Origin of the sequence: Alicyclobacillus sendaiensis NBRC 100866 (assembly GCF_001552675.1) — a bacterium.
Classification (GTDB): Bacteria; Bacillota; Bacilli; order Alicyclobacillales; family Alicyclobacillaceae; genus Alicyclobacillus; species Alicyclobacillus sendaiensis.
In genome coordinates this window covers 15,258-40,049 of sequence record NZ_BCRQ01000005.1, presented here as the reverse complement: position 1 = coordinate 40,049, position 24,792 = coordinate 15,258, and the positions used below count along the sequence as shown (strand labels likewise).

The 24,792-nt window shown below is 66.3% G+C and carries 31 protein-coding genes; 23 read left to right on the top strand and 8 right to left on the bottom strand.

The genetic code is table 11. The features are described from left to right. Positions 1–56: 56 nt before the first annotated feature. On the top strand, positions 57–1,430 hold the full coding sequence (locus tag AS26_RS01990; protein ID WP_062305701.1) for a sugar phosphate nucleotidyltransferase: 1,374 nt from the start codon (positions 57–59) through the stop codon (positions 1,428–1,430). Here the strand turns inward: AS26_RS01990 and AS26_RS01985 are convergent. Beyond that, positions 1,427–1,747 carry a thioredoxin family protein gene (locus AS26_RS01985; protein WP_062305699.1) on the bottom strand — a complete coding sequence of 107 codons (321 nt, stop codon included), beginning with the start codon at positions 1,745–1,747 and terminating at the stop codon, positions 1,427–1,429. The genes AS26_RS01990 and AS26_RS01985 overlap by 4 nt on opposite strands. 126 nt (positions 1,748–1,873) lie before the next feature. Here AS26_RS01985 and AS26_RS14815 point away from each other — a divergent pair, with 126 nt between their 5' ends. Beyond that, positions 1,874–1,999, top strand: coding sequence for a hypothetical protein (locus AS26_RS14815; protein ID WP_281176930.1), 126 nt, complete (start codon positions 1,874–1,876; stop codon positions 1,997–1,999). Positions 2,000–2,287: 288 nt separating this feature from the next. Continuing rightward, positions 2,288–2,686 (top strand): toprim domain-containing protein, encoded by a 399-nt coding sequence (locus AS26_RS01980; RefSeq protein ID WP_242549240.1) that lies wholly within the window; start codon positions 2,288–2,290, stop codon positions 2,684–2,686. Between the two features lie 45 nt (positions 2,687–2,731). Here AS26_RS01980 and map read toward each other — a convergent pair whose 3' ends face one another. The 3 genes from map to AS26_RS01965 all read right to left on the bottom strand — a co-directional run bounded on the left by map (position 2,732) and on the right by AS26_RS01965 (position 4,365). Further along, a complete protein-coding gene (map, locus tag AS26_RS01975; protein ID WP_062305696.1) occupies positions 2,732–3,496 on the bottom strand; it encodes a type I methionyl aminopeptidase in 765 nt (254 codons plus the stop codon). Positions 3,497–3,545: 49 nt separating this feature from the next. Next, on the bottom strand, positions 3,546–3,734 hold the full coding sequence (locus tag AS26_RS01970; RefSeq protein ID WP_062305695.1) for a hypothetical protein: 189 nt from the start codon (positions 3,732–3,734) through the stop codon (positions 3,546–3,548). A 283-nt stretch (positions 3,735–4,017) separates the two neighbouring features. Further along, the gene (locus tag AS26_RS01965; protein WP_062305729.1) at positions 4,018–4,365 is read right to left on the bottom strand and encodes a phage holin family protein; all 348 of its coding nucleotides are present in this window, start codon (positions 4,363–4,365) and stop codon (positions 4,018–4,020) included. Positions 4,366–4,522: 157 nt separating this feature from the next. Between AS26_RS01965 and acpS the strand changes: the two genes are divergently transcribed. From acpS to AS26_RS01925, 8 genes are all read left to right on the top strand, one after another. Continuing rightward, the gene (gene acpS, locus AS26_RS01960) at positions 4,523–4,918 is read left to right on the top strand and encodes a holo-ACP synthase (RefSeq protein ID WP_062305694.1); all 396 of its coding nucleotides are present in this window, start codon (positions 4,523–4,525) and stop codon (positions 4,916–4,918) included. An 83-nt stretch (positions 4,919–5,001) separates the two neighbouring features. Beyond that, positions 5,002–6,504: a bifunctional ADP-dependent NAD(P)H-hydrate dehydratase/NAD(P)H-hydrate epimerase gene (locus AS26_RS01955; protein ID WP_062305692.1), complete on the top strand. Its 1,503-nt coding sequence runs from the start codon at positions 5,002–5,004 to the stop codon at positions 6,502–6,504. Positions 6,505–6,537: 33 nt separating this feature from the next. Then, entirely contained in the window at positions 6,538–7,545 is a 1,008-nt protein-coding gene (locus AS26_RS01950; protein WP_245629557.1) for a LolA family protein, read from the top strand. A 102-nt stretch (positions 7,546–7,647) separates the two neighbouring features. Then, positions 7,648–8,850, top strand: a complete 1,203-nt coding sequence (gene alr / locus AS26_RS01945) for an alanine racemase (RefSeq protein WP_062305690.1) — start codon at positions 7,648–7,650, stop codon at positions 8,848–8,850. 109 nt (positions 8,851–8,959) lie between these two features. Further along, positions 8,960–9,208, top strand: coding sequence for a hypothetical protein (locus tag AS26_RS01940; RefSeq protein ID WP_062305727.1), 249 nt, complete (start codon positions 8,960–8,962; stop codon positions 9,206–9,208). 4 nt (positions 9,209–9,212) lie between these two features. Further along, the gene (locus AS26_RS01935; RefSeq protein WP_008336350.1) at positions 9,213–9,563 is read left to right on the top strand and encodes a type II toxin-antitoxin system PemK/MazF family toxin; all 351 of its coding nucleotides are present in this window, start codon (positions 9,213–9,215) and stop codon (positions 9,561–9,563) included. Between the two features lie 92 nt (positions 9,564–9,655). Continuing rightward, positions 9,656–10,909 (top strand): adenosylhomocysteinase, encoded by a 1,254-nt coding sequence (locus AS26_RS01930; RefSeq protein WP_062305688.1) that lies wholly within the window; start codon positions 9,656–9,658, stop codon positions 10,907–10,909. Positions 10,910–10,932: 23 nt separating this feature from the next. Further along, complete coding sequence (locus tag AS26_RS01925) at positions 10,933–11,694, top strand: gamma-glutamyl-gamma-aminobutyrate hydrolase family protein (protein WP_062305687.1); 762 nt, start codon at positions 10,933–10,935, stop codon at positions 11,692–11,694. Here the strand turns inward: AS26_RS01925 and AS26_RS01920 are convergent. Next, positions 11,634–13,190, bottom strand: a complete 1,557-nt coding sequence (locus AS26_RS01920; protein ID WP_062305685.1) for an HD domain-containing phosphohydrolase — start codon at positions 13,188–13,190, stop codon at positions 11,634–11,636. The genes AS26_RS01925 and AS26_RS01920 overlap by 61 nt on opposite strands. Positions 13,191–13,416: 226 nt before the next feature. On the opposite strand from AS26_RS01920, the gene AS26_RS01915 reads away from it, so the two are divergent. Both AS26_RS01915 and AS26_RS01910 read left to right on the top strand, forming a co-directional pair. Continuing rightward, positions 13,417–13,731, top strand: coding sequence for a DUF1659 domain-containing protein (locus AS26_RS01915; protein WP_062305684.1), 315 nt, complete (start codon positions 13,417–13,419; stop codon positions 13,729–13,731). A 62-nt stretch (positions 13,732–13,793) separates the two neighbouring features. Continuing rightward, positions 13,794–14,012 (top strand): DUF2922 domain-containing protein, encoded by a 219-nt coding sequence (locus AS26_RS01910; protein ID WP_062305682.1) that lies wholly within the window; start codon positions 13,794–13,796, stop codon positions 14,010–14,012. A gap of 44 nt (positions 14,013–14,056) precedes the next feature. Here the strand turns inward: AS26_RS01910 and AS26_RS01905 are convergent, their stop codons facing one another. Further along, the gene (locus AS26_RS01905) at positions 14,057–14,326 is read right to left on the bottom strand and encodes a DUF1450 domain-containing protein (RefSeq protein WP_062305680.1); all 270 of its coding nucleotides are present in this window, start codon (positions 14,324–14,326) and stop codon (positions 14,057–14,059) included. Continuing rightward, positions 14,326–14,946: a DedA family protein gene (locus AS26_RS01900; protein ID WP_062305679.1), complete on the bottom strand. Its 621-nt coding sequence runs from the start codon at positions 14,944–14,946 to the stop codon at positions 14,326–14,328. The genes AS26_RS01905 and AS26_RS01900 overlap by 1 nt, the downstream gene beginning before the upstream one ends. A 153-nt stretch (positions 14,947–15,099) precedes the next feature. Here AS26_RS01900 and thiL point away from each other — a divergent pair, with 153 nt between their 5' ends. From thiL to tsaD, 5 genes are read left to right on the top strand one after another with little or no spacing between them, the layout of a single operon-like run. Then, positions 15,100–16,071, top strand: a complete 972-nt coding sequence (thiL, locus tag AS26_RS01895) for a thiamine-phosphate kinase (protein ID WP_062305678.1) — start codon at positions 15,100–15,102, stop codon at positions 16,069–16,071. Between the two features lie 7 nt (positions 16,072–16,078). Next, entirely contained in the window at positions 16,079–16,564 is a 486-nt protein-coding gene (tsaE, locus tag AS26_RS01890; protein ID WP_062305676.1) for a tRNA (adenosine(37)-N6)-threonylcarbamoyltransferase complex ATPase subunit type 1 TsaE, read from the top strand. Continuing rightward, on the top strand, positions 16,561–17,274 hold the full coding sequence (gene tsaB, locus AS26_RS01885) for a tRNA (adenosine(37)-N6)-threonylcarbamoyltransferase complex dimerization subunit type 1 TsaB (RefSeq protein ID WP_062305674.1): 714 nt from the start codon (positions 16,561–16,563) through the stop codon (positions 17,272–17,274). The genes tsaE and tsaB overlap by 4 nt, the downstream gene beginning before the upstream one ends. Beyond that, positions 17,271–17,774, top strand: coding sequence for a ribosomal protein S18-alanine N-acetyltransferase (rimI, locus tag AS26_RS01880; protein ID WP_062305673.1), 504 nt, complete (start codon positions 17,271–17,273; stop codon positions 17,772–17,774). The genes tsaB and rimI overlap by 4 nt, the downstream gene beginning before the upstream one ends. Beyond that, entirely contained in the window at positions 17,771–18,814 is a 1,044-nt protein-coding gene (gene tsaD / locus AS26_RS01875; protein WP_062305672.1) for a tRNA (adenosine(37)-N6)-threonylcarbamoyltransferase complex transferase subunit TsaD, read from the top strand. The genes rimI and tsaD overlap by 4 nt, the downstream gene beginning before the upstream one ends. A gap of 265 nt (positions 18,815–19,079) precedes the next feature. Here tsaD and AS26_RS01870 read toward each other — a convergent pair whose 3' ends face one another. After that, positions 19,080–21,068, bottom strand: coding sequence for an ATP-binding cassette domain-containing protein (locus tag AS26_RS01870; protein WP_062305670.1), 1,989 nt, complete (start codon positions 21,066–21,068; stop codon positions 19,080–19,082). A 63-nt stretch (positions 21,069–21,131) separates the two neighbouring features. Here AS26_RS01870 and AS26_RS01865 point away from each other — a divergent pair, with 63 nt between their 5' ends. Genes AS26_RS01865 through mobB form a run of 5 tightly spaced genes read left to right on the top strand, consistent with a single transcriptional unit; the run spans position 21,132 to position 24,740 of the window. Continuing rightward, on the top strand, positions 21,132–22,040 hold the full coding sequence (locus AS26_RS01865; RefSeq protein ID WP_062305668.1) for a phosphatase PAP2 family protein: 909 nt from the start codon (positions 21,132–21,134) through the stop codon (positions 22,038–22,040). Next, a complete protein-coding gene (locus AS26_RS01860) occupies positions 21,976–22,596 on the top strand; it encodes a 5-formyltetrahydrofolate cyclo-ligase (protein WP_306303043.1) in 621 nt (206 codons plus the stop codon). The genes AS26_RS01865 and AS26_RS01860 overlap by 65 nt, the downstream gene beginning before the upstream one ends. Further along, positions 22,593–23,201, top strand: a complete 609-nt coding sequence (mobA, locus tag AS26_RS01855) for a molybdenum cofactor guanylyltransferase (RefSeq protein ID WP_062305665.1) — start codon at positions 22,593–22,595, stop codon at positions 23,199–23,201. The genes AS26_RS01860 and mobA overlap by 4 nt, the downstream gene beginning before the upstream one ends. Beyond that, complete coding sequence (locus tag AS26_RS01850; protein WP_062305664.1) at positions 23,198–24,190, top strand: molybdopterin-binding protein; 993 nt, start codon at positions 23,198–23,200, stop codon at positions 24,188–24,190. Before mobA ends, AS26_RS01850 begins: the two co-directional genes overlap by 4 nt. After that, the gene (gene mobB / locus AS26_RS01845) at positions 24,183–24,740 is read left to right on the top strand and encodes a molybdopterin-guanine dinucleotide biosynthesis protein B (RefSeq protein ID WP_062305662.1); all 558 of its coding nucleotides are present in this window, start codon (positions 24,183–24,185) and stop codon (positions 24,738–24,740) included. Before AS26_RS01850 ends, mobB begins: the two co-directional genes overlap by 8 nt. The last annotated feature ends 52 nt before the right edge of the window (positions 24,741–24,792 follow it).

Here is a 24,792-nt window from a genome sequence, read left to right as displayed (position 1 = left end):
TGGGGAGTGTATCCATCCGCCAAGGCGGCACATTCCGGGGAAGGGAGTGGTGAACGATGAAACTGGTTCTCTTGAGCGGCGGATCTGGCAAACGCCTGTGGCCGATGTCGAACGACGTCCGGTCCAAGCAGTTTTTGCGCATCCTGCCCCGCCCGGAAGGTGAGGGGCTCGAATCGATGCTTCAGCGTGTCTGGCGGCAAATTGGCCAGGCGGGGCTCCCCGCGACCGACGTGTTCGTGTGCGCGTCGAAGCCGCAGGTGGAGATGATTCACGCGCAGCTCGGCGAGATCGACGTGATTGAGGAGCCTGCGCGGCGTGACACCTTCGCGGCCATCGCCCTGTCCACGCTGTACTTGCTCGACGAGCGGGGCGTGGACGCTGACGAGCCGGTGGTCGTCTGCCCCGTGGACCATTTCGTGGACGATCACTACTTCCAGGAAATCCAAAACCTCGGACCGATTCTGCTCCGCGAAGGCGCCGAGATGGCGCTCATGGGCGTGTGGCCGACGGAGCCGACGAGCAAGTTCGGTTACATCGTCCCGGAGGCGCCGGCGCAGGGCGACTGTTTCCGCGTGAAGCGATTCGTCGAAAAGCCCGAACGCGCCGTGGCGGAGGAGTTGATTCGCCAGGGAGCGCTCTGGAACTGCGGCGTGTTCTGCTTCCAGCCGCGGACCATCGTCCGCATTTTGCGCGATCGCGGCCTGCCCTCGACGTACGCGGAGGCGCGCCATGGCTTCGATCAGTTCCCGAAGCGCAGCTTCGACTATGAGGTCGTGGAGAAGCTCACGTCCATCGTGGCACACCCGTACCGGGGGACCTGGTCCGATCTCGGCACCTGGTCGTCCCTCGCGGAGCAGATGGAGAGCGAGGCCGTGGGGCGCGCGATTCTCTCCCAGTGCGAGGACACGCACGTGGTGAACGAGCTGGGGCTCCCGGTCGTGGCGCTCGGGCTGAAGAGGGCCATTGTGGTGGCCACGCCGGACGGCATTCTCGCGGCGGACAAGGACATGGCCGCCGGCCTCAAGGACGTCGTCGCCCCGCTCGACAACCGGCCCATGTACGAGGAGCGCCGCTGGGGGCGCTACCGCGTGATTGACTATCAGTTGCTCGACGACGAGACGGAGGTCCTGACGAAGTGCGTCGAGCTTCTGCCGGGCCGCAATCTCAGCTATCACCGGCACAAGTGGCGCGAAGAGATATGGACCATCATCGAGGGCGAGGGCGAGATCGTCGTCGATGACCGCTGGCAGAAGGTCGCGGCGGGCGACATCGTGCGCGCGCCGCAGGGCGTGTGGCACGCCATTCGCACGGAGACCGGCATGCAGTTCATCGAAGTTCAGCGCGGGCGCGGGCTCGTGGAAGAGGACATCGAGCGCAAATACCTCACCTGGGACGAGCTCGCGGCGGTTGTGCCGGGCATTCCGCGCTAACGTCCGAGAAACTGGTGAATCGCTTCGGCGAGAGAGACCACGTCGCCAAACCGGTATTGGACGTGGGCGATCTCGCCGTTTTTCACGTACAAAAGCGCCGGAACACTCTCGATCTTCCAAGCCTGCATGGCCTCGGGCGCGAGGTTGGCGTCGAGATCGTAGAGCGGGAGTTGGTTGGCGTGGGCGGCGTCGACCACCTCGAGCATGCGCCGCGCGAGTTGACACGTGCCGCAGAGCGGCGTGTGGACGAAGACGAGCGCCACGGTGGGCAGCGTGTCGAGCGCCTCGGGGCCTTTGAGGGGCAACGGGGTGAACATGGGGATTCATCTCCCTTCGGCGTGGACTTGGCATGGGCCCTGGCCATTCGCCCGCACCATCGCGTTCTTCCCGCATTCTATGGCAATGTGCCGGCCGGCACAAACCTGTCGGAGGAGGGAACGCAGATGTACGGAGTGTTTGGTGGCTACACGCGTTGGGCAGTGGTGTTTCTGATTATCTTCGTGCTGTTCTTCCTGCTCGTTCCCGCGTACACGTGCTCGACGACCACGGTCTGCACGCCCGTGGCGTGAGGCCGGGAAGCGTCCGCACCGCCGCCCCCACCTTGGAGGCGGCCTTTTTCTACATATCGCCGACAGCCCCGTCCGTATGGGGACGAGTGAGCCCTGCATACACTGCGAAAAAGGGGGCGAGATGGCATCTTGGCACGCATGTTCCATCCGGCGCGCCGTGGCGCCGCAGCTGCCAGGGACGACCTCTGCCGGTGGGGCGCGACTCGTGCTATGATGGACGTGAGCCGACGAAGTCACCTTCGCCGCGCGGCATCGGCCGCGCGCGATGACGGAAGGAAGTTGAGCGACATGCGGACGCACGCGACTTCGCGAAAAGTCATCATCGTCGAAGGCAAGACGGACAAGTCGAGGATTCTGAAGGTGCTGCGCGAAGAGGTGGACGTGGTGTGCACGCAGGGCACGTTGAGCTACGAGCAGGTGGAAAACGACATCGTCCCGTTGCAGCACGAAGAGGTGTACATCTTGGTGGACGCGGATGCGGCCGGGAATCGGTTGCGCAAGCAGCTGAAGCGCGAGCTGCCGAACGCGATTGACCTCTACACGCGCAAATCGTATCGCGAGGTTGCCCGCACGCCGCTCGAACACCTGGCGAAGATTCTCGCAGACGCGCACTTTGAAATCGACGAGCAGTGGCTCCAGGTCCGACCTCCCCGACGGGAGCGAGTGCCGAAGACCGTTCACGGGTGAATATGAGGGCCGCCGAGGCGCATTGCCCCGGCGGCTTTTTTGGGTTCATTCGCCATCTTGTTTGGTGATGATTTCGGGCCCCTCGTCCGTGATGATGAGCGTGTGCTCGTACTGCGCGCTCAGGCTGCCGTCCGCGGTGCGAGCCGTCCAGCCGTCGGGATCGAGCTTGGTTTCGTAGGTTCCGACGTTGACCATGGGCTCCACGGTGAACGCCATGCCTTTCTTGATCCTGGGCCCACGGTGCGGCGGCCCGAAGTGAAGAACCTCGGGGCTCTCGTGCATCTGGCGCCCGATGCCGTGGCCGATGTAATCGCGCACGACGGAGAACCCCTGCGCCTCGACGTACGTCTGAATGGCGTGTCCAATGTCGGAGATGTGGTTGCCCGGCACCGCTTGTTCAATGCCGATGTAGAGCGCTTGGCGCGTCACATCGAGCAAACGGCGGGCCGTCTCGCTGACCTCGCCGACCGCGTAGCTCCAGGCCGAGTCGGCGTGCAGCCCTTTGTGCACGGCGACCATGTCTACCGTGATGATGTCGCCCTCTTGGAGGACGTATTCGCCTGGGAAGCCGTGGCAGATGACGTCGTTCACCGACGTGCACGAGGCGTACGGATAGCCCCGGTAGCCCTTCTGCGCTGGCTCCATGCGGTGCCGGCGGATGAAGTCCTCGACAAACCGGTCGATGTCGAGGGTTCGAATGCCGGGCCGGATGAAGCTGCGCAGCGCCTCATGGCAACCCGCAACCACCTTGCCCGCCTCTCGCATCAGGTTTTGTTCATGCCGGCTCTTGAGCGTGATCAACCCTTGCATGCCATGTATCGCTCCGTTCGATGTCGTGGCCCGGGCGGGGCAGCGTGGTTCAAAGCCCCGTCGTGGGCGCGTAGATGTGGTCCGTGGTGATGAAGATGACGCCAATCACGACGCCAAGCACAAAGTACGCGATCATCTTCGCCCGCGACATGGGCTGTGCGCCTGGGCGGATCTTCATCAGGTACGTGAAGGCGACGCCGACGAAGAGAACGAAGATGGCCTCAAGCACGTGATGCACGTCTGTCCGCCCTTTCTGTGGACATATCCCAATCATTGTGCCATAAACGAACAAGAAATGCACGAGCGTCATCCAACCGACGGTGGATCAGGTCGATGCCATGCTCTGCGCCGTCGCGGCGGAACACCTGCTGAACGGCCAGGTCAGAGCGCTTGGCGATGTGCCCACCTGGGATGGCGACGGGAAGCACTTCCGGGAGGGTACATCGTGGTGCCCGTCAGAACACGCGCAAAAAAGTGAGGCCGGCCCGCAGGTTCGCGGACCGGCCTCTCCCGCAACGCGCTTACTCGTTCCGCGGGCGGCGGAAGCTCGTCGGGATGAACAGGTCGATGATGCCGATGACGAGCGACGCCAGAAGCGCGCCGATGATGCTCACGTGCATGCCGTGCACGAAGATCTGCGCGACATAGATGACGATGGCACCACTGATGAAGCCGATGATGCCTCGCCCGTACGGCGAAATTTGCCGCCCGAACAGGGCTTCCATCGCCAGGCCCAACAGCGTGATGACAATCGCGGCGATGATGGCGCGCCAGAATCCGCGGATGTAAAAGCCATGCACAAGGTGGCTGACCAGCAACAGGACGAGTGCAGAGACGACGAAGCGGACCATGTGACCGATGATATGCATGCGCATTCCCCCGCCTCCCAGTCTACCGCAGATGTCCGCGCGCGGAAATGGGTTCCGATTCGTCCACAGAATGTCGCATCGTAGATGAATCTTTTCCAGCGACCCACGCGGCGTCGCTTGCGCCGTAGTACAATCGGGCCATGAGGGTGGTGAAGACGTGATCGTCGGAATCGGCAACGACGTCGTCGAAACGCGGCGCATCCTGCGAGCTGTCGAGCGACACGGCGCGCCATTTCTCCGGCGCGTGCTCGCCCCGGACGAGCAGGAGCGGGCGGCGGCCATCTCCCATCCCGACAGGCTCGCGGAGTTTGTCGCGGGTCGGTTCGCCGCCAAGGAGGCCTTGGCGAAGGCGGTGGGGTGCGGCCTCGCCCGCCTGTCCATGCCGCACGTGTCCGTGTCGATTGGGCAAGCGGGGCTCTACGTGACCTGGCAAGAGGCGTCCGCGCTCTGGGCGCAATTCGGTCCGCCGGAGGACGCCCGCGTGCGCATTCACCTCGCGCTCACCCATGCCGCTGGCGTGGCGTTTGCCGTCGCCGTCGTGGAGCAGCGGTAACCGCCCTCAGCGCTTGTCAACGTTGTACATACTTCGTGGACACGGCTCATATGCATATACCAATCCTCGGGGAGGGCACTTGTGTGTATCTCGTCACGAGTGATGAAATGCGGTGTTTCGATCACGACACCATCCATCGCTTCGGCGTCCCGGCCATCGTCCTCATGGATCACGCGGGCCGCGCCATCGCGGAGCGCGTCCGGGAACTGTGCCCCGAAAAAGTGGTGGTCCTGTGTGGCAAGGGCATGAACGGCGGCGACGGCTGGGTTGCGGCGCGGTGGCTTCGCCACGCGGGCATCGAGGTCGAGGTGCTGTCGTCCTGCGATCCGGCCGCCCTAAAGGGGGACGCGCGCACGGCGCACGAGGCGGCGGCGCGCTTCGGCGTCCCGTGGCGCATCTACGAGCCCGGAAGCATTCGCCAGTCGCTCGCAGGGTTCGGGCGTTCTCGCCGCGATCGCGCCGTGCTCATCGACGCGCTCCTTGGCACGGGCGTCTCGCGTCCGGCGGAAGGCGTCGTGGCGCAGATGATTGAAGAGGCGAACGCGTCCTCGGCCTACATCGTGAGCGCAGATCTTCCTTCCGGGGTCGACGCGTCCACCGGCGAGGTCCCCGGGCCCGCCATTCTCGCCCACGAGACCATCGCCATGGCGGCGGAGAAGCTCGGCACGGCCGTCACGCCGGGCGCCCTCCACGCCGGGCGCGTGCGCGTGGCCGACGTCGGCATCCCGGTCGATCCGGCGCGCGTCCAGGCGTCCTACGTGTCGCCCGCAGCGTTTGGCCGCCGCTTCGGCTTCCGCAGCGCGATGAGCCACAAGGGCACCTTCGGCAAGGTGGGCATCGCCTTCGGCCAGATGCCGGGCGCAAGCCGGCTGGCCTCGCTCGCGGCTCTCCGCGCAGGCGCGGGGCTGGTGGTCGTCGCAGGCGCCCGCGCGGAAGCGTCCCTGTTTGCGCCCGACATTGTGGTGCGAGAAGGCAGCGATCCTGCCCAGCTACTGCAGGACGTCGACGCCGTGATCGTCGGACCGGGACTCGGGCTGCTCGGCCGCGAGGCGCGCACCTGGCTGTACGATCTCGTCCGGGCGGGCGTGGCGCGCGGCGTGATCGACGCGGAGGCGCTCGCGGCCGTGGGCCACGGGGGCCAGTTCGATCCGGTGGCGGGCGAGTTCGTGCTGACGCCGCATCCCAAGGAGGCCGCGCGGATGCTCGGCTGGGATGCGCGCCAGGTACAGGCGCGGCGGCTCGAGGCCGCGAGGACCATCGCGGCACGCAGTCAGGCGGTCACGCTCCTCAAGGGGCACAGGACCATCATCGCCCACCCCGACGGACGGGTGCGGGTGAATCCGACGGGATCGAGCGCGCTCGCGGTGGCGGGGACGGGGGACGTCTTGGCCGGCGTCATCGGCGCCCTCCTTGCCCAGGGGCTGGACGCGTTTGACGCCGCCTCGCTCGGCGCGTGGCTGCACGGCCGGGCCGGTGAACGCGCGGGAGAGGATTGGACAGAGGTCGCCGTCACGGCGTCGGACGTCATTGCGCGGCTTCCGGACGCGGTGCGCGCGTATCGCGCGGAGGTGGACGGCTCGGAGTGAGGATGGTGCGTGGCGGAGAAAGGCGAGGTGGCTATGCGAAAGCTAACGGCAGTCCTGTTATCGCTCACCCTCGCGGGGGGCGTCGTCGCTGGCTGCGGCATCTCCGGCACCACCAGTTCCGTGAGTCACAAGATCCAGTCGGAGGCGCAGGCCCTCGAGAACAAGAACTACAAGAGCGAGGCCATCATGACGGTGCAGATGGACAACAACGTCCAGAAGTACTTCGTGCGCGTCTCCTATGAGTCGAAGGATCTGTACAAGATTGAGCTCGGCAACGCTGACAAGCAGATCAACCAGGTCATTGTCCGCACGCCAAACGGCATGTTCATCGTCAGCCCGTCGCTCGGGAAGGTGTTCCGCTTCAACGGCAATTGGGCGCAGAACCAGGGGCAGATTTACCTGTATGATCAGCTCCTGCAGCGGATTGCGTCCGACAAATCCGTGAAGGTGAGCCGCGAGAAGGACGCCTACGCGTTCGAGGTGCCCGTGGTGCCCGCGAGCGACGTGATCAGCCGGGAGCAAATCGTGCTTTCCAAGGACCTCAAGCCGCAGTCGGTCACGTTGCTCGACAAAAACGGCAAGGCCGCGGTCGTCATCACGTATCAGTCGTTCGAGACCGGCGTCGAGTTCCCGAAGAACGCCTTCGACCCGCAGACCATCGCGCAAGCCGGGCAGGCCGCCAAACCCACCCTCGCATCCGATCACGCCTTCGACTACATCGAACCACCGGCCATGTACGGCACGAAACTGACCGATCTCGCCGAGCCCGATCAGTCGAGCATCATGATGCGCTACCAGGGCGGAGGCCATCACTACGTGCTGACGGAGTCCGCGTTGACGCCGGGCGCCGCGGGGCTGCCGAACGCGGAGTTGGTAGACCTGTACGGGGTTCCCGCCATTTACGACGAGGCGCCTGGCACCCATGTCGCCAATCTGACCTGGATGCAAAACGGCATCGAGTTCGATCTCACGTCCAACGATCTCACCCTGCCCGAGCTCGAGAACATCGCCATCTCCACGTTTGCCGAGGTCGGAAAGTGACCCCACGTCGCTTTCCGCCGCGCTATCCGCGCCATCTCAGAGGAAGCCCGAGGCCTCTGGGTGGCGCGTTTGTGTTACACTCAGCACATGAGGTGACCCCGAATGTATCGACCCCTGTTTGCCGTGATTGATCTCGCTCATCTCTCCCACAACATCCGGTATCTCAAAAGTAGGTTGCGCCCGGGCACGAGCCTGATGGTGGCCGTCAAGGCGGACGCCTACGGCCACGGCGTGCGCGCGGTGGTGGGCCGCCTGGTGCGCGAGGGGGTGCACCACGTGGCCGTGGCTTCCGTCGAGGAGGCGCTCGAGATCCGCGCGTTCCATCGCGAGGTGAACATCCTGGTCCTGGGCGCGGTCACGCCGGACGCGTGCGTGAAGGCCGCGGAGGCCGAGGTCGAGATCGCCCTGACCGACCTGAGCCCCATTGAACATATCCCGCGACTGCCGAAGCGGCTCCGCGTCCACCTGCCGCTCGACACGGGCATGAATCGGCTGGGGGTCAAGCGAACGGACGAGGCGGTGGCGCTGGCGCGTTCCATCGCGGCGCGCGAGGATTTGGAACTGGTGGGCGCCGGCACGCACCTGGCCGCGGCCGACGCGGAGGATCCGGCGCACGCGGAGGGGCAAATGGAGCGCCTCGGGGCGTTTGTGCGCGCGCTCGAGGACGCCGGACTTCGCCCGCCGCGCGTCCACGCGGGGAACAGCGCGGCGCTTCTGCGCAACCCTGCGTGGCACCTCGACATGGTTCGCGTGGGGATTGCCGCGTATGGGTACTCCCCAGATCCGTCGGTTCTCCCGGCGCCCTCGCTGCGGCCGGTCATGAGCCTCTATGGGGGCGTGCTCCGCGTCGCCGAGGCACAGCCGGGGGAAACCGTGGGGTACGGCGCGACCTTCGCGGTGCAGCGGCCCATGACCATCGCCACCGTCACGGGCGGGTACGCGGACGGCTATCCGCGCCAGTTGTCGAACCGGGGCGAGGTCCTGATTGGCGGCGAGTTGCGACCTGTCATCGGTCGCGTCTGCATGGATCAGCTCATGGTGGACGCGACGGGGCTCGAGGCCGTTGCGGGCGACATCGCGGCGCTCTTCGGTTACGATCCGCCCGTCGCCTGGCGCGGCGGCTGGTGGAGCCGACTGCGCCCGGAAGAACGTGCGGCTCGCGTGCAGGAAACGTATCGAATGGCGTCGAATGTAGAAGAGAGGCGCGTGTTGTCGCTTGACCGTTTGGCGGAGCGGGCGCAGACCATCCCGTACGAGATCTTGTGCCGCGTGCACCGGCGCGTGCCGCGCGTCGTGTGCGATTGACGGGGCGCCCGTCGCGTTTCGACGCCTTTTGCGCCGAAGGAAGCAGACGGCTATAATGGCGGCATGGAAGCCGTCTGGGACGTCGCTGCAAACAGTGGAGGTGCCGCGCTTGTCGAGTTCGAAATTTCACGCCTGGGATCAAGCCGCGGGTCGGGAATCCGGAGACAAACGCGCGCGTGACATCGTGCGCGAGGCGCTGCGTATGTATGTATCGAGGAGAGAGCCCGGAGATCTGCGCGAGACCATGCAGCGCGGGTATCAGGAGATGGCGCCTCTCAACCTGCGCATCGCCTGTGAGGCGTTTCTGGTCGAGCAGGAGGCCGGCAACACCGTGGAGCGCTTGGTGAGCGGGGTGTGAACGATTGAATGTCAGGCGTGGGGACATCTTCTTTGCGGATCTGTCGCCCGTGGTCGGCTCGGAGCAAGGAGGATTTCGCCCCGTACTCGTGGTGCAAAACGACATCGGCAACCGCTTCAGCCCGACGGTGATTGTGGCGGCCATCACCGCGCAGATCCAGAAGGCCAAGTTGCCGACGCACGTGGAGATCAAGGCGGAGAAGTACGGTCTGGAGCGCGATTCCGTGATTCTGCTGGAACAGCTGCGCACCATCGACAAGCAGCGCCTGACCGACAAGATCACGCATCTGGACGACGAAGCGATGAAGCTCGTCAACGAGGGGCTGTTGATCAGCCTCGGTCTGGTCGATTTCTGAACATTCCCGCCGGAGATGCGGGTTCGAAGCCAAGGAGGACGGATGGGCCATCCGTCTTTTTTCATGCCTAAGAAGGAGCGTGGAAAACCGACATGCCACAACCGAAGCCATCGATGATCCGCAACCCGGACGCCTACTCATCCGGCGATGAGAAGATCGAGTGGGCGCGGGCGCACATGCCGCTGTTGGGCGAGATCGAGCGCCGATTCCAAGCGGAAAAGCCGTTTCGCGGCAAGCGCATCTCCATGTGCCTGCACCTCGAGGCGAAGACAGCCCGCCTTGCCCTCGTCCTTCAGGCGGGGGGCGCCGAAGTGGCCATCGCGGGGTCGAATCCGCTGTCCACGCAGGACGACGTCGCGGCGGCCCTCGCCCGCCGCGGCGTGCGCGTGTACGCGTGGCACGGCGCCACGCCGGAGGAGTACCGCCATCACCTCGAGGCGGTGCTCGACTGGGATCCCGAGGGACTGATTGACGATGGGGCCGATCTCGCCACCATCCTGCACCGCGAGCGGCCGGAGCAGGCGGCGAAGATCCGCGGGGGATGCGAGGAGACGACCACGGGCATTCTCCGGCTCCGCGCCATGGCGCGCGAGGGTGTGCTCAAATATCCGATGCTCGCCGTCAACGACGCGCAGTGCAAACACCTGTTCGACAACCGGTATGGCACGGGGCAGAGCGTGTGGGACGGCTTCATGCGCACCACGAACCTGATGATTTCGGGCAAGACCGTGGTGGTGGTGGGTTACGGCTGGTGCGGCAAGGGCGTGGCCATGCGCGCGCGAGGCCTCGGCGCGCAGGTGGTGGTGTGCGAGGTGGATCCCGTTCGCGCGGTAGAGGCGGTGATGGAGGGCTTTCGCGTGATGCCTATTCGGCAGGCGGCCGAGGTGGGCGACATCTTCATCACGGTGACGGGCAACAAGGCGGTCATCTCGCGCGACGCAATGGAGCGGATGAAGGACGGGGCGATTCTCGGCAACGCGGGCCATTTCGACGTCGAGGTGGACAAGGCTGCTCTTGCCGATCTCGCCGTCGAGGTACGCACCGCCCGCCCGAATGTGGACGAGTATCGATTGGCCGACGGGCGCCGGTTGTACCTGATCGCCGAAGGAAGGCTCGTCAATCTCGCGGCGGGGGATGGCCATCCGGTCGAGGTGATGGACATGACGTTTGCGCTCCAGGCGCTCGGCCTGCGCGAGGTGATGACGAAGCCGTATCCGCCTGGGTTGCACGCGATTCCGGCGCATATGGATGAAGAGGTGGCGCGCATGCGACTTTCGACGTGGGGCGTCGAAATCGACGCGTTGACCGAAGCGCAGAAGCAGTATCTCGCGAGCTGGAACGCCTGATGGTAGGGGCGGAGGTGGGGCGCTTGACGCGGCCGTTGATTGGGCTGACGGGATCGCACGAGTTGAGGCAGAGCGCGGTGCCTGGAGTGCCGCTCCAGGCCGTAATGCTGACGGACGACTACGCCCGCGGCGTGGAGCGGGCCGGCGGATTGCCGGTGGTCGTGCCGTATCTCGCGGACGAGGCGAGTGCCATCGAACTTGGCATGCGGCTCGATGGGCTCGTCCTGACGGGCGGCAACGACGTGGATCCCAATCTGTACGGCCAGGAACCTGTTCAGGGGCTGGGCGCGCTTGAGCCGGAGCGAGACCGGCTCGAGATGCTGCTCGTGCAGGTGATGCGCCGGGAACAGAAGCCGGTGCTCGGCATTTGCCGCGGCATGCAGATGTTGAACGTGGCGCTCGGCGGGACACTGTATCAGGATCTGCCGCGCCAGTGGAAGGGGAAAATCCAACACAGCCAAAAGGCGCCGCGCAACGCGTCCACGCACACGGTGAAGCTGAAGCCGGGATCGCGCGTGGCGCAGTGCTACGGAAAGACCGCCATTCGGGTGAACAGCTTTCACCACCAGGCGGTGAAGGACCTGGCGCCCCTGCTCAAGCCGGTGGGGTGGGACAGCGAGGGGCTGGTGGAGGCGGTGGAGTCGGACGGGCGCTGGCCCGTCGTGGCGGTCCAGTGGCACCCGGAAAACCTGTGGCGAGAGGACGAGGGCGCGATGGCTCTCTTTCACTGGCTCGTGGAGGCCGCGGCTTCGCGCGCGGCGAATTTGGCTTCGTCCGGAATGTAGACTTCGCGATATACCTCGATAAATGCGTCCACGAAGTGCGGATCCCACTGGGTCCCGCGCCCTTCTCGAAGCACCTGAATGGCCCGCTCCACGGGCATGCCGGAACGGTACGGGCGGTCGGAGGTCATGGCGTCGAAGGCGTCGGCCACGGCGAGGATGCGGCCAAACAGCGGAATCTCCTCGCCGGCCAGCCCGTCAGGATAGCCCTTGCCGTCGTATCGCTCGTGGTGCGAGCGGATGCCCGGCAACAGCGGCTTCATCGCGTAGTCGGGTTGAATCTGTTTGATGATGTTCTCGCCAATCACCGGATGCTGCTTGATGATGGCGAACTCCTCGTCTGTCAGCTTCCCTTCCTTCAGCAGGATCTCGTCGCGGATGCCAATCTTCCCGATGTCGTGCAGGAGCGCGGACTGTCTCAGTTCGCGCACGGTCTGTGGGGACAGGTTCACCTTGCGGCCGATGGCTTCGGCGTAGCGCGCGACGCGCTGCGAATGGCCGGCCGTGTACGGATCTCGCGCGTCCAGGGCCGCGGCGAGCGTGGCGAAATAGCTGTCGATGAGCTGGCGGTTCATCGCGTCGCGATACGCCAGGCCGTTCAGCATCAGGTTGAAGCCTTGGATGAGATCCGAGAACTCGTCCATGTAGGTGTCGTCCACGCGCAGTGAAAAGTCGCCGCGCTCCACGCGCCGCATCAGCGCCTCCAGCCTGCGGATGGGCCGCTGCACGTCGCTCGCCAGCAGGAATCCCCCGAGACCGGAACACAGCGAACCGAGCGCCAGAATGCCGCCGGCCCACGTCCAATAGGTGGATGAGCCGAGCCCCGCGTTTGTCAGACGGACGGCGTTCGCCAATCCGAACAACAGGAGCGGCAGGGCCCCAAACACGACGGCGCTCATCGCGAATTTGAGCGCAAGCGGCACCACCACCTGCCCGCGGAGCAAGACGGACGCGCCGTACATGTGCTCGCTCCTGCGTCGGATGGTGACCAGCGTCGGCTCGATGGAGCGGGAAGTGAGAAAGAATTCGATCACGGCGTGCATCGACGCGACAATCAGCGTGCCGAGCGATGCCAGCCAGACGTAGCCCATCGACAAGTGCAAAAGCCCGCGGTGCACGAGAATGGAGGACGACACGAGTCCGGGAATGAGGAACGTGAGCCAGTGCGGCCCCATGACGCGGATCACGGCGAGCGCCGGCAGGTGCAGCGCTCGCTTGTACCCGTTGACAAGCACATCTTCCGTCGGATGGGCGGTGAGGAGCGCTTTCCGAATCGGGCGAATTTGCAGGCGAAATGCGATGGAATCTGCGGTAAGCATCAACACGAGCGATCCGCCGAGGATGGCGCAGATGATCCGCAGGTCTTGTTGAGTCAGGTGGAGAGTGGTGAAGATGAGCGCGCCGCCCACGCCGAGGACGGCGACGATGGAACCCGCGAAGTAGTTCAGGATGAGCCGCTTGACCAAGCGCTTGAATTCGTAGTTCGCCGTCCAGCTCATACCGCACCCCACATCTCGTCGAACGCAATGGCGCATTCGAACGAATAATTCCACCTGCTGCGCTCGTTTCCTGCCGATGTGGCCATCCATCGCGCAAATTTGCGCAGGATCACGGGCGTCAAGCTGCCAGGCGCGATTCGCGGGGGGTGTCCACGCGTGGGGGCCGTCGCTGCATGTCTCTCGGTGCCCGCCCGGGCGGCGGAATCAGCGGAAGGAGGAACGAGCGATGGCAGGAACGAGCCTCGCACTCGGCACGACGCTGCAGCTGCAAACGCAGTCGGGCACGCGCGCCAATGGGCAACCCAAACTGAAGGTCCACAAGTTCAACCACGTGTCTCCGCAGGCTGCGAACGAAGATCTGCTCGCGGTCGGCCTCGCGCTCGCGCAGCTCATCGACGAGCCGCTCGTGCAGGTGGAGCGGGTCGATGTGGCGCTGTTGACCAACGCGTCCGGCGCCGGCGGGAGCGCGGGCAGCGGTGGGGCTGGCGGCAGCGGCACGAGCGGCGGCGCGGGCTCCGGCGGGCAGGGGCCGAGCGCGTGACGGCCGCAGAGCCCAACATGGATGGGCGTGGATTCCGATTTGAATGGACAGGAGGCGCGTCGATGGCCGCGAAAGTATCCCTTCACCTGATGTTCATGACGGATCGAAACAAGAAGGTTCGCATCGCGATTCCCAATCCGAAGCAGCCTGTCGATCCGACCGCCGTGCAGAACGCCGCACAGCTGATTGTGGAAAAGGGCGTCTTCGATCTGCCGCAGGGCAAAATCGTGCAGGCGCTCCCGGCTGAGCAAACCCAGACCGATACCCAGAGCGTGTCGTAAACCAGAACCCCTCCTCGGCGACCGCGCCGCCGGGGAGGGGACGCTCATGCCGGTGGAAGCTCACGAGGGCCGGGTTGGCGTTCGGCCTCGCGCACGGCGGCAAGCAGGCGATGCGCGAGAGACGCGGGGCTCTCGGCCGTCACCACGTCGCCGCCGACCAGCGCAAACGGCTGGCGCGCGCAAAGGCCGCACTGCTCCACGCACGCGTACTTCTTCACCATCAGATCGGGGCGCTCGGCCGCGACGCGCTCGATGGCCTCGCGCACCCCTGTGAGCGCGTTGTTCACGCACCATGCCAATTCCAGGCTCACCATCATCGCTCCCCACGCTTCGCCCGCACGTGGCGCCAGGCCCAGTACAGCAGAGCCGAGGCGACCATGCCCACCGTGATCCAGCTGAGCCCCGACTGCACGTGCTTCATCATCTCGTCCATATTTTCGCCGAACCAGTAGCCAAACGCGAGCCAAGCTCCGCACCAAACCATCGAGCCGACGATGGAGTAGAGCGCAAACGTCGCGTAGGACATGTCGGACAGCGCCGCGGCGTACGTGCTGAGCGAACGGATGCCGGGCAAAAACCGGCCGGGGATGAGGACCATCCAGCCGTAGCGTTCCAACAGGCTGCCGGTATGCCGAAGGCGCGTTTCGTTGACCAGGTGAAGCCGGTACAGCGGGTTCAGCAGCAGCGATTCGAAGCGGCGGGTGAGGAGGAAGACGATGCTCACGCCGGTGAAATACCCGAGCGCGCTGAGGCTGAAGACGGCGGGCGCGCGCATGGTTCCAAGCGCGATTGCGTAACCGTAAAAGGCCAGAAACACATCGCCTGGGAACGGGAGGCCGAGCCCCTCCATGACCATGGCGACATACGTGCCGGGGTAGCCCAGCAAAAGGAGGCCTGCGTTGATCGACTGCAGCATCTCCCGGATGGCGTCCACATGTCCACCCCGCTTCCGTCGTGGGCGACGCGCCCTAATGGATGTCTATGGACAAGAGGCGCGGCTCATGATTGACGGGGACCTCGGGGGCTGTCATTGTTATGGTATTGGCAACGGCAACGACTCCGCGCGGTGAAAGGAGGGGGCGAGGGGATGGACGAGTTCGCGCTGATCCGAGCGCTGGTTGCGAAACTGCCGCCTCCCGGTGCGGACGTGCAGGTCCCCATCGGCGATGATTGCGCGGTGGTGGAGGCGAGCGGTCGTCTGGCGGTAACGACGGATGCCGTGGTGGAGGGCGTGCACTTTCGCCGCGATACCATGTCTCCGCCGCAGGTGGGCTATCGCGCCATGGCGGCGGCGGTGAGCGACATCGCGGCCATGGGCGGTGAGCCCGCCTTTGTCACGGTTGCGCTCGCCGTACCGCCGTCCTGGCCGCAGGACGACGTGGTGGCCATCTACGACGGTGTTGCGGAAGCGGCCGCAGCTTTCGGTGCGAGCGTCGTCGGCGGGGACGTCGTCTCCACCCCAGGTCCGCTCTGGATGTCGATCACGGCCGTGGGCCGCGTCGAGCGCCCGGTCACGCGCGCCGGTGCCCGCCCAGGGGACGTGTTGTTTGTCACGGGCAGCCTGGGTGGCAGCGCGGCGGGACTCGACATCCTGCTCGGCAGGCGGGGCGGATCCGCCGTCGCGCAGGCGGTTCTCGTGGAGCGGCACCGGCGTCCGACGCCGCGCCTTGCCTTCGGCCGGGAAGCGGCGCGGCTCGGAGCCACGGCGCTCGACGACATCAGCGACGGTTTGGCGAGCGAGCTGCATGAAATCGCCGAGGCGAGCGGCGTGCGGTTGGTGTTGGAGGGGGATCGCGTTCCGATTCAGCCGGAGGTCGTCGAATACGCGCGCGCCGTGGGCAAAGATCCGCTGGAGTACGCGCTTTTCGGCGGAGAGGATTACGAGCTCGTCGGCGCGGCGCCGCGAGACGTGTTTGCGCGGCTGCTCGCCGTCGCACCGGTTGTTCGGACCTCCGTCACGGCGATAGGGCGCGTCGAGGAGGGCGACGGCGTGGTCATGCGCCGAGCCGGAAAGCTCTCCGAGGTTGCGCGCAGGGGATACAATCATCTTGAGAGGTAACGGCACGATGGAGGCACACGAGTGGCGGGTCGATGACGTGACTGAGATGCAGCGCCTGGGCGAGCGCCTCGGCGCGCTGGTTGCACCTGGCGACGTCGTGCTCATCGAGGGGCCGATGGGGGCTGGCAAAACCACCTTTGCGGCGGCCGTCGGTGCAGGGGCAGGCGTGACCCAGCCGATGACGAGTCCCACCTATGTCCTGCGGCAGGAGCACCGGGGCCGCTTCCGCGTGGCGCACTACGACCTGTACCGGTTGTACGCCGACCCAGATCGGCCGGAGACACTCGATGTCGAAAGCGTATGGGCGCTCGGGCTGGACGACGATCTCGCCGGCGGCGTCATCGTCCTCATCGAGTGGCCGGGGCCCATGGCCGCGGAGATGGACGCCTATCTTCGGATCGTCCTCCGTCCCGAGGGCAGCGCGCGCACGGTGCGTGCAGAGGCGTTCGGAGAGCGCCCGGAATCGATACTGAAGGAGTGGACGGCTTCATGAGCGTGATCGCCATGGATACAGCGACCGACGTGTTGGCGCTTGCAGTCGCGGACGAGGACGGGAGGCTGATGTCTTCCCTGGTGGAGTTTCTGCCGCGGGCCCACTCGCGCCTGTTGCAGCCGTCGCTCGGCCATCTGTTGGCCGGCGCGCGCATGAACATTCACGACGTCAAGCTCTGCGTCACCGGCGTCGGCCCCGGCAGCTACACCGGCGTCCGCATCGCGGTGGCGGCGGCGAAGGCCATCGGGCACGCGTGCGGCATTCCCATCGTCGCGGTGCCGACGGTCGACGGCATGGCCATGGCGCTGGCCTGTGCGGAGGGCCAACGGTTGGGCGCGTTCATGGCGCTCATCGACGCGAGGCGCGATCGCGCCTTTGGCTGCTGGTACAGGTTGGAGGACGGGCGCCTGTGGGCGCAGTGCGAGCCGACGGTGCAGTCGCTCAGCGACTGGTTGGCCATCGCGGACAGGGAGCACGCGTCCATTGTGGCGAGCGGCAGGCGCCTCGGCGATTCCGCGGAGGCGGAGGGCGTGCGGGTGAGATCGTGGAACGAAATTGCCCCGATGATGCCGACCGCCCTCGTGCGGCTTGGGTTGTCGGGATCGTACGAGCGGTTCGAGGGCGAGCGGGTGCACCTCCTCGCGCCGCTCTATGTGCTGCCGACAGAGGCCGAGGCGAAGCTTGGCGCGAAGGGAGAGGGCGCCGAGTGACCGCGGCGGCTTTCGACCCGCAGAAGCTCTCCATCCGGCGCATGATGCTGAAGGATCTCGACGACGTCATGCGGGTGGAGACGCGATCGTTCACAGCGCCGTGGTCGCGGCAGGCGTTTGTGGGTGAATTGGTGGAGAACCGGCTCGCGCGCTACGTAGTGGCGGAGTACGACGGGCGCGTCGTGGGCTACGCGGGCTTCTGGATGATCATGGACGAGGGGCACATCACGAACATCGCGGTCGATCCCGACTTCCGCGGGCTGAAGCTGGGCGAACGGCTGCTCGAGGCCATCATGTCGATGTGCATGGCCCTCGGTGGACGCAAGATGACGCTCGAGGTGCGGGTCACGAATCACGTGGCGCAGAATCTGTACCGGAAGTACGGCTTCGAGCGCGTCGGCGTGCGCAAGGGTTACTACACGGACAACAACGAGGACGCGCTCATCATGTGGGTGGATCTCCCGCCCAAGGTGATGCGCGACAGAGAGGTGCAAGCATGAACATCCTCGCCATCGAGACGAGCTGCGACGAGACGTCCGCGGCCGTCGTTGCGGATGGGGCGCGCGTGCTCGGCCAGGTGACGGCGAGCCAGACGGAGGTTCACCGCCAGTTCGGCGGCGTGGTGCCCGAGGTGGCTTCGCGCCGGCACGTCGAGTCCATCACGCGCGTGGTGGACGCCGCGCTCGGGCAGGCTGGAATCGGGTTTTCCGATCTCGCCGCCATCGCGGTGACCATGGGGCCGGGGCTGCTCGGGGCGCTGCTCGTCGGAGTGACCGCCGCCAAGGCGTACAGCCTCGCCACAGGGCTGCCCTTAATCGGCGTGCATCACATCGCTGGGCACGTCGCGGCCGCCATGTTGGAAGAGCCGGATCGGCCGGCCGTGCGGCCGCCCTTTTTGTGCCTGGTGGCCTCGGGCGGCCACACGGAACTGTACGAGGTGGATGCATCGTTTCGGTTCACGCGCCTCGGCGGCACGCGCGACGACGCCGCGGGCGAGGCGTACGACAAGGTGGCGAGGCTGCTGGGCCTCGCCTATCCCGGAGGGCCCGAGGTGGACAGGCTGGCGCGCTTGGGCGATCCGGCGCGCTTTGCCTTCCCGCGCGGGCTCTTGAACGATCCGTCGCTCGACTTCTCTTTCAGCGGCATGAAGACGGCCGTGCTCGTGGCGCTGGACAAGCTCAAGCGCCAGGGCCAGGCCGTGCCGGTGGAGGACGTGTGCGCCAGCTTCCAGGCGGCCGTGATCGAGGTGCTCGTCGAAAAGACGCGGCGCGCCATCCGCCTGACGGGCCACAGGACCGTGGTGGTGGCCGGAGGCGTAGCGGCCAATCGCGGGCTGCGCGCGGCCATGGGCGCCATGGCGGCGGAGGAAGGGATCGGCGTGCACTTTCCGTCGCCTGGCCTGTGCACGGACAACGCGGCGATGATCGCGGCGGCGGCCTACGCGCGCGCGCGGGAAGGCCGCTTCGACACGCTCGAGCTCGGCGCGTACGCCGATCTGACGCTGGACGAGTGGCAGAGCGGGCGTTATCCGGCGGATTGAATCGGACGATGAACGGGAGCGGGCGAGGCTTCGGCCTCGCCCTTTGTCGTGTGGCGGATCTCGCCGCGCCGAGGACGGGCGGCGCAGCCTTCCGCGGCGAACGGCCGTTCCTGTGCATAACTCGGGCCAATCGCGCTGTGGATGATGTGGAAACGTGTCGAAAAGGCTCGAAACGGTCGGGATCGAGCCTGTGGATAAGTCGGTGGACAATGTGGATAACTGAACATTGCTCGCATTCGAAAGCGCGCGTCCCGGCGAAATCTTCCTAGCCGCGCCACGCCTCCAGGGCCTTTTTCAGCTCCTCCAGTTCCAGCGACTTCGCCTCCCACTGCTCGAGCGCGCGCTGGTACTCCGCCTCGAGGCGACGGTAGTGCTCGTCGAGCTCGCGCAGGCGGTCCACCTCCTGCGCCACCGCGGCTTCGCTCTGCTCCCTGGCCACCTGCTCCATCTCGCGCTCCATGCGGTGTGCGGCCTCCTCCCACCGCGCGATCTCGGCCTCGAGCTTGCGCGCTTCGCTTGTGCGGATGCGCCGGCGGACCGGTGACGCTTGGGACGTCGCCTGCGAGCCAGTTCCGCCCGCTCCGGCTTCGCCTTCTTCGGCTCCGTCCTCCGCGCCTTCGATGCGCTTGAGCCGCTCGTTCTCCATCACCTTCTCGACGTAGTCGGTGTAGTTGCCGATGTACCACGTCACTCCGTCCGGCTGTAACACCGCGACGTGCGTCGCGAGCTTGTCGATGAAGTAGCGATCGTGCGAGACGAAGATCACCGTTCCGTCGTAATCCTCGAGCGCGGCCTCGAGCGCCTCCTTGCTCGGGATGTCGAGGTGGTTGGTGGGCTCGTCCATGACGAGCACGTTCGCGCCGCTTTGCATCAGGAGGCACAGCCTGAGCCGGCTCTGTTCGCCGCCGGACAGCGCGCGGACGGGCTTCAAGACGTCCTCGCCCCGGAACAAGAACTGCGCCAGAAGCTTGCGCACCGACGTGTGATCCAGCTCCGGGGATGCGTTCCACACGACGTCGAGCACGCGCTCGTCGGGCGGAAGCCCGCCATCCTCCTGCGCGTAATAGCCGAGGTCGACGCCCTGGCCGAAGCGGAACCAGCCGCCAAGCGGCGGGAGCTCTCCGACGAGGGTGCGCAGAAGTGTCGTCTTGCCGACGCCGTTTGGGCCGAGGATGGCGAGCCGCATCCCGCGCTGGACGCGGAAGCTGATGTGGCGCGCGAGCGGCTGAGTGCCGTAGCCGATGGCGAGATCGCGCACTTCGAGCACGTCTTCGCCCGAGGTGCGTCGCACCGGAAACCGCATCCAAAGCGACGGATCGTCCCCCGGAGGGCGTTCCATCCGCTCCATGCGCTCGAGCATCCGGCGGCGGCTCTGTGCCCTTCGGTGCGTGGACGCCCGCGCGATGTTTCGCTCGATGAACGCCTCCATGCGGGCAATTTCGTCCTGCTGTGCCTCGTACCGCCGCCACATCTCCTCGCGCTCGGCGGCGCGCATCTCGAGGTAGACGCGGTAAGGGCCTGGGTAGGCGCGCGTCTGCCCGCGCTCCAGCGCCACCGTGAGGCGCGTGACGCGATCGAGGAAATACCGGTCGTGGGAGACGACGACGAGCGACATCTCGCTGTGCGACAGAAAGTCCTCCAGCCAGGCGAGCGTGTCCATATCGAGGTAGTTCGTGGGCTCATCCAGCAGGAGGACGTCGGGGCGCGACGCCAGGAGCCGCGCGAGGGCGAGTCGCGTCCGCTGTCCGCCGGAAAGGGCCGAAATGGGGAGGTCGTACATCTCGCGTGGAAAGCTGAGTCCGGCGAGGACGCGGCGCACGTCCGTCTCCCACTGGTAGCCGCCGAGCGCCTCGAAGCGGCGCGTCTTCTCCTCGTACAGGTGTGCGATGTCCGCAAATCGCGCCGCGTCCTCATCGAGCGCCGCACTGCTCATCTGAGCCTCGAGCTCGCGCAGCTCGTGCTCCAGCTGCTGAACGGGGCGCTTCGCCTCGGCGACAAAATCGTAGACGCGCATGTCCTCTCCACGGCCGACGAACTGCGCGACGTAGCCCAGTTCTACGCCGCTCTTCACGTACACGTGGCCTTCGTCCGGCGCCTCTTCCCCCGTGAGAATGCGCAGGAGCGTGGATTTGCCCGCGCCGTTCGGGCCCACGAGGCCGATTTTGTCACCCGCGCGCACCGTGATGGAAGCCTCGCGCAGCACCTCCACGCCGTCGTAACGCTTGTTCACCCGGTTCGCTTGCAAAAGGATCATACGTACGCTCCTTTGTCCATACACTCTAGCAGCCAAGTTCGGACGAGGTGGGGAGGCTCCGTCATGTCCAGAGCGTCGTTCCCGTTGCCGCAAGGCTTCAGTTGGCAATATGACCTCATCGTGTGGTTGCAGTCGCATCACGCGGTCATCCTGGATCGGATGGCCGTGGCATGTTCCTACTTGGGCAACGAGTCGTTCTACTTTGCCGCGCTGCCCGTGCTCATCCTCGCCGTCGATCGCGCCCTCGGCATGCGGCTCGCCTACGTGTTTTTCACCAGCATGTACCTGAACGCGTGGCTCAAGTCCTATTATCACATCGCCAGGCCCATCGGTGTGCCCGGGATTCGCTCGGGTGATGTCAGCTCTGCGACTGGGCTGTCCATGCCGAGCGGCCACGCCCAGGGGACGATGACCTTCTTCACGGCCATCGCGCTGTGGCTGCGCCGACCGGTGGCGTTTTTTGTCGCCGTCCTCCTCTCGATCGCCGTCGGCATCTCGCGCGTCTATCTCGGGCTTCACTGGCCGATGGATGTCGTCATCGGCTGGGCGGCTGGCCTTGCGGTGGGCTATGTCGGCTGGCAAATCGGGCGCTGGTGGACGTATCGCGGCGTCCCGTTTGGCGTTTCCCTGGTACTCGCCGTGCTGTTTCCAGCCGTCCTCCTCGTGTTCGCGCGCGACGTCACCTCGTCGGTGTACGCGGTGTTTTTACTCGTGGGCGGCGCGGGCGCGGCCATCGAGAGGCGGTTTCTTCGCACCTCCATCGATCCCGTCCTGTGGAAGCGCGTGGCGGCGGGCGTGATCGCGCTCGGGGGTGTGGTTGCGGTACAATTGGCGGTGCAAGCGCATCTGGATGAGCCCCTGTGGCAGTACGTGCGCGCGACTGCCGTGGCGACCTGGACCACGGTGCTTGCGCCATGGCTGTTCCACGTGCTTGGGCTGTACACGCGGGAGGCGAATTCCCATCGAAGATAAACAGGCGCTGCGCCTACAATATCGCGTGAAACGAGCCGCCATCTTGCCCGACGCGAGGCGCCGCCAGGAGGAGGCCATTTGCGCACACGCGCAGGCGTCTCTCCAGCTTGATGGGTTCATCGGGCTGTACGCGGCTGTCCACGGGGAAGTCGATCTCGCCCCGCTGGCCGAGGCGCTGCTGCGGAAAGGGGCGAAGGTGGCCTTCCCGCGCGTAGAGGGACCGGCGCGGATGGAGTTCTGCGCCGTCTTGTCCCTCGCGGATCTGCACGCAGGCGCCTACGGCATCCCGGCGCCAGGGCCTCGCGCCCCGGTGGTCCGGCCCGACGAGCTTGTGGCCGTCCTGGTGCCGGGCCTCGCCTTTGCCGAGGACGGCACGCGGCTCGGGTACGGCGGCGGGTTTTACGATCGCTACTTCAAGCGGCCGGAGGCGGCATCCATCCGGCGCATTGGCGTGTGCTTCGTCGAACAGCTGGCGGACGCACTCCCTCGCCATCCGCACGACGTGCGCATGCATGCCCTCCTGACCGAGAGGGGGCTTGCGCCCTGCAGCGGGTGAGTTGGGCCGCCGTGCTCGCGGGGGGCGCGTCGAGGCGGATGGCGGAGCGGGGGAACAAGCTTTGGCTTCCTCGGGATGCGCGTGGCATGCCGATGGCAGCGCATGTCGTGCGCGTGGCGGAAGAGGTGGCCTCTCGCGTCGCCGTCCTGTACGCGGACGATGCCCTGCGAGCCGCGGTCGCGCCATGGGCGAAAGGCGAGATCGCCTGGGTCAGGGACAGGGAATGCTACCAGGGGCCGCTCGCGGCGCTCGGCCGCTTTTTGGAGGGGCAAACGTCGGACGTCTCGCCGCTTGTCGTGCTGGCGGGGGACCTGCCGGGAATCACCGCGGACGCCGTGCGGGCGCTCGTGGACGCCTTGACGGGCACCGGCGCGGACGTCGCCGCCGCGGAGCGCGAGGGGAGGATGCAGCCGCTTGCCGCCGTCTACGCCAAGCGGGCGGTGCGAGCCATCGCAGATGCGGCGGCGCGCGGTGAGAAGCGGATCCTCAAGGCCCTTGAGGGGCTTGAGATTTGCACTGTCGCGTTTGAAGACGAGTGGACGGTGCGGCCGGTGCACCGGCCGGAGGACTACGAGGACTGGCGCAAGAGGGAGGGGATGGCGTGATCCGGCGAGAAGTGCCTGTCGAAGACGCGATTGGGTTGGCGCTCGCGCACGACATGACGCGCATCGTGCCCGGAGAATTTAAGGGGCGCCAATTCAAGCGCGGGCATGTGGTGCGCGAAGAGGATATCCCGGTCCTGCTCGACATGGGGAAGCGGCATTTGTACATCCTGGAGCTCGAGCCGGGCGAGTTGCACGAAGACGACGCGGCCGTGCGCATGGCGCAAGCCATCGCGGGGGACGGCGTGGAGCTGTCCGAGGTGTCGGAGGGCAAGGTCATCCTTCGCGCCAAGCGGGACGGCATGCTGTGGGTGGACGCGCGGCGCGTGACGGCCATGAACACCATCGACGAGATCTCCATCGCCACCAAGCGGCCGTTTCAGCACGTCAGTCGGGGGACGAGCCTCGCCGCCGTGCGCCCTATCCCGCTCGTCATCGCCGAGGACAAGGTGCGCGCGGTGGAGGTCATTGCGTCGCAGGCGCAGAAGCGCGCCGTGATCGACGTGTTGCCGTATCAGCCCCAGAAGGTGCGGATTGTGACGACGGGCAGCGAGATCCTGCACGGGCGAGTGGAGGACAAGTTCGGCCCGGTGCTGAGGGCCAAGCTCGCGCGCTACGGCATCCAGGACGTACACCAGGTGTTCGTCGGCGACGAGCGCGAGCGGATTTCGGACGCGATTGTCGAGGCGTGCGAACAGGGCGCGACGCTGGTGCTCGTCACGGGCGGGATGTCGGTCGATCCCGACGACCGATCGCCCGGCGCCATCCGGGACGCGGCCACGGAGGTCGTGACGTACGGCACGCCGATGCTGCCAGGCTCCATGCTCATGCTGGCGTACCGGAACGACACTGCCATCTTCGGGTTGCCGGGCGCAGTCATCTACGATCCCATCACGTCGTTCGATCGCCTCTTGCCGCGCGTCCTCACCGGGCTTCGCGTCCGCAAGCGGGACATCGCGGTCTTGGGCGTGGGCGGATGGCTCAATGCGTGACGCAAAGGCGCCCGTCATCATCGGGATCGCCGGTTTTTCGGGCTCCGGCAAATCGTGTCTCGCGGAGGCCCTCGTGCGCGAGGCCGCGGCGCAAGGGCTCCGGGTGGCCTACCTGAAGCACGACGGGCACGCGGACGAGGACGCCGACGATTGGGAGAAGCCCGGATCCGACACCGCGCGCGCCGCGCAGGCCGGCGCGTCGGTGACCATGGTCGCCAGTCGGCGCGGTTTTCTTTTGCGATCGCGCCAGGAGGGCGGGTTTCGCGAGTGGTTCGCGGCCATCCGCGCCGTCGCGGACGTCGACGTCGTGATCGCCGAGGGAGGCAAGCGGGAGGCGCACGCGAAGGTCGTGGTGGTGCGCGGCGAGGACGAGTGGAGGCGGTTGCTCGCCGCGGGCGCCACGGCCATCGCGGCGGTGGTCTCGCCCGATTGGGCGCCGGAGGGGTTCCCCGTGCCGGTGTTTCGGCCTCATCAGGCGCGGGATCTCCTGGCCTGGTGGCGCAATGGGTGGCGGGAAGGCGCGCTGGTTGCGCCCACGATTTCAGGCTGACAAGGGGGCGTCCTCGGTTCCTCCTAAATCGCCCGCAAAAAAGTTGAATTCC

What these genes read in the sequence shown, in the direction of transcription:
- AS26_RS01865 (WP_062305668.1), top strand. Translation starts at nt 21,132, where the DNA reads ATGTCCAGAGCGTCGTTCCCGTTGCCGCAAGGCTTCAGTTGGCAATAT.
- AS26_RS01920 (WP_062305685.1), bottom strand. Translation starts at nt 13,190, where the DNA reads ATGAGCTGGACGGCGAACTACGAATTCAAGCGCTTGGTCAAGCGGCTC.
- tsaD (WP_062305672.1), top strand. Translation starts at nt 17,771, where the DNA reads ATGAACATCCTCGCCATCGAGACGAGCTGCGACGAGACGTCCGCGGCC.
- AS26_RS01915 (WP_062305684.1), top strand. Translation starts at nt 13,417, where the DNA reads ATGGCAGGAACGAGCCTCGCACTCGGCACGACGCTGCAGCTGCAAACG.
- AS26_RS01965 (WP_062305729.1), bottom strand. Translation starts at nt 4,365, where the DNA reads ATGCATATCATCGGTCACATGGTCCGCTTCGTCGTCTCTGCACTCGTC.
- thiL (WP_062305678.1), top strand. Translation starts at nt 15,100, where the DNA reads ATGGACGAGTTCGCGCTGATCCGAGCGCTGGTTGCGAAACTGCCGCCT.
- AS26_RS01990 (WP_062305701.1), top strand. Translation starts at nt 57, where the DNA reads ATGAAACTGGTTCTCTTGAGCGGCGGATCTGGCAAACGCCTGTGGCCG.
- AS26_RS01930 (WP_062305688.1), top strand. Translation starts at nt 9,656, where the DNA reads ATGCCACAACCGAAGCCATCGATGATCCGCAACCCGGACGCCTACTCA.
- AS26_RS14815 (WP_281176930.1), top strand. Translation starts at nt 1,874, where the DNA reads ATGTACGGAGTGTTTGGTGGCTACACGCGTTGGGCAGTGGTGTTTCTG.
- AS26_RS01910 (WP_062305682.1), top strand. Translation starts at nt 13,794, where the DNA reads ATGGCCGCGAAAGTATCCCTTCACCTGATGTTCATGACGGATCGAAAC.
- AS26_RS01870 (WP_062305670.1), bottom strand. Translation starts at nt 21,068, where the DNA reads ATGATCCTTTTGCAAGCGAACCGGGTGAACAAGCGTTACGACGGCGTG.
- map (WP_062305696.1), bottom strand. Translation starts at nt 3,496, where the DNA reads ATGCAAGGGTTGATCACGCTCAAGAGCCGGCATGAACAAAACCTGATG.
- mobB (WP_062305662.1), top strand. Translation starts at nt 24,183, where the DNA reads ATGCGTGACGCAAAGGCGCCCGTCATCATCGGGATCGCCGGTTTTTCG.
- alr (WP_062305690.1), top strand. Translation starts at nt 7,648, where the DNA reads ATGTATCGACCCCTGTTTGCCGTGATTGATCTCGCTCATCTCTCCCAC.
- tsaE (WP_062305676.1), top strand. Translation starts at nt 16,079, where the DNA reads ATGGAGGCACACGAGTGGCGGGTCGATGACGTGACTGAGATGCAGCGC.
- AS26_RS01980 (WP_242549240.1), top strand. Translation starts at nt 2,288, where the DNA reads ATGCGGACGCACGCGACTTCGCGAAAAGTCATCATCGTCGAAGGCAAG.
- AS26_RS01985 (WP_062305699.1), bottom strand. Translation starts at nt 1,747, where the DNA reads ATGTTCACCCCGTTGCCCCTCAAAGGCCCCGAGGCGCTCGACACGCTG.
- AS26_RS01950 (WP_245629557.1), top strand. Translation starts at nt 6,538, where the DNA reads ATGCGAAAGCTAACGGCAGTCCTGTTATCGCTCACCCTCGCGGGGGGC.
- tsaB (WP_062305674.1), top strand. Translation starts at nt 16,561, where the DNA reads ATGAGCGTGATCGCCATGGATACAGCGACCGACGTGTTGGCGCTTGCA.
- AS26_RS01905 (WP_062305680.1), bottom strand. Translation starts at nt 14,326, where the DNA reads ATGGTGAGCCTGGAATTGGCATGGTGCGTGAACAACGCGCTCACAGGG.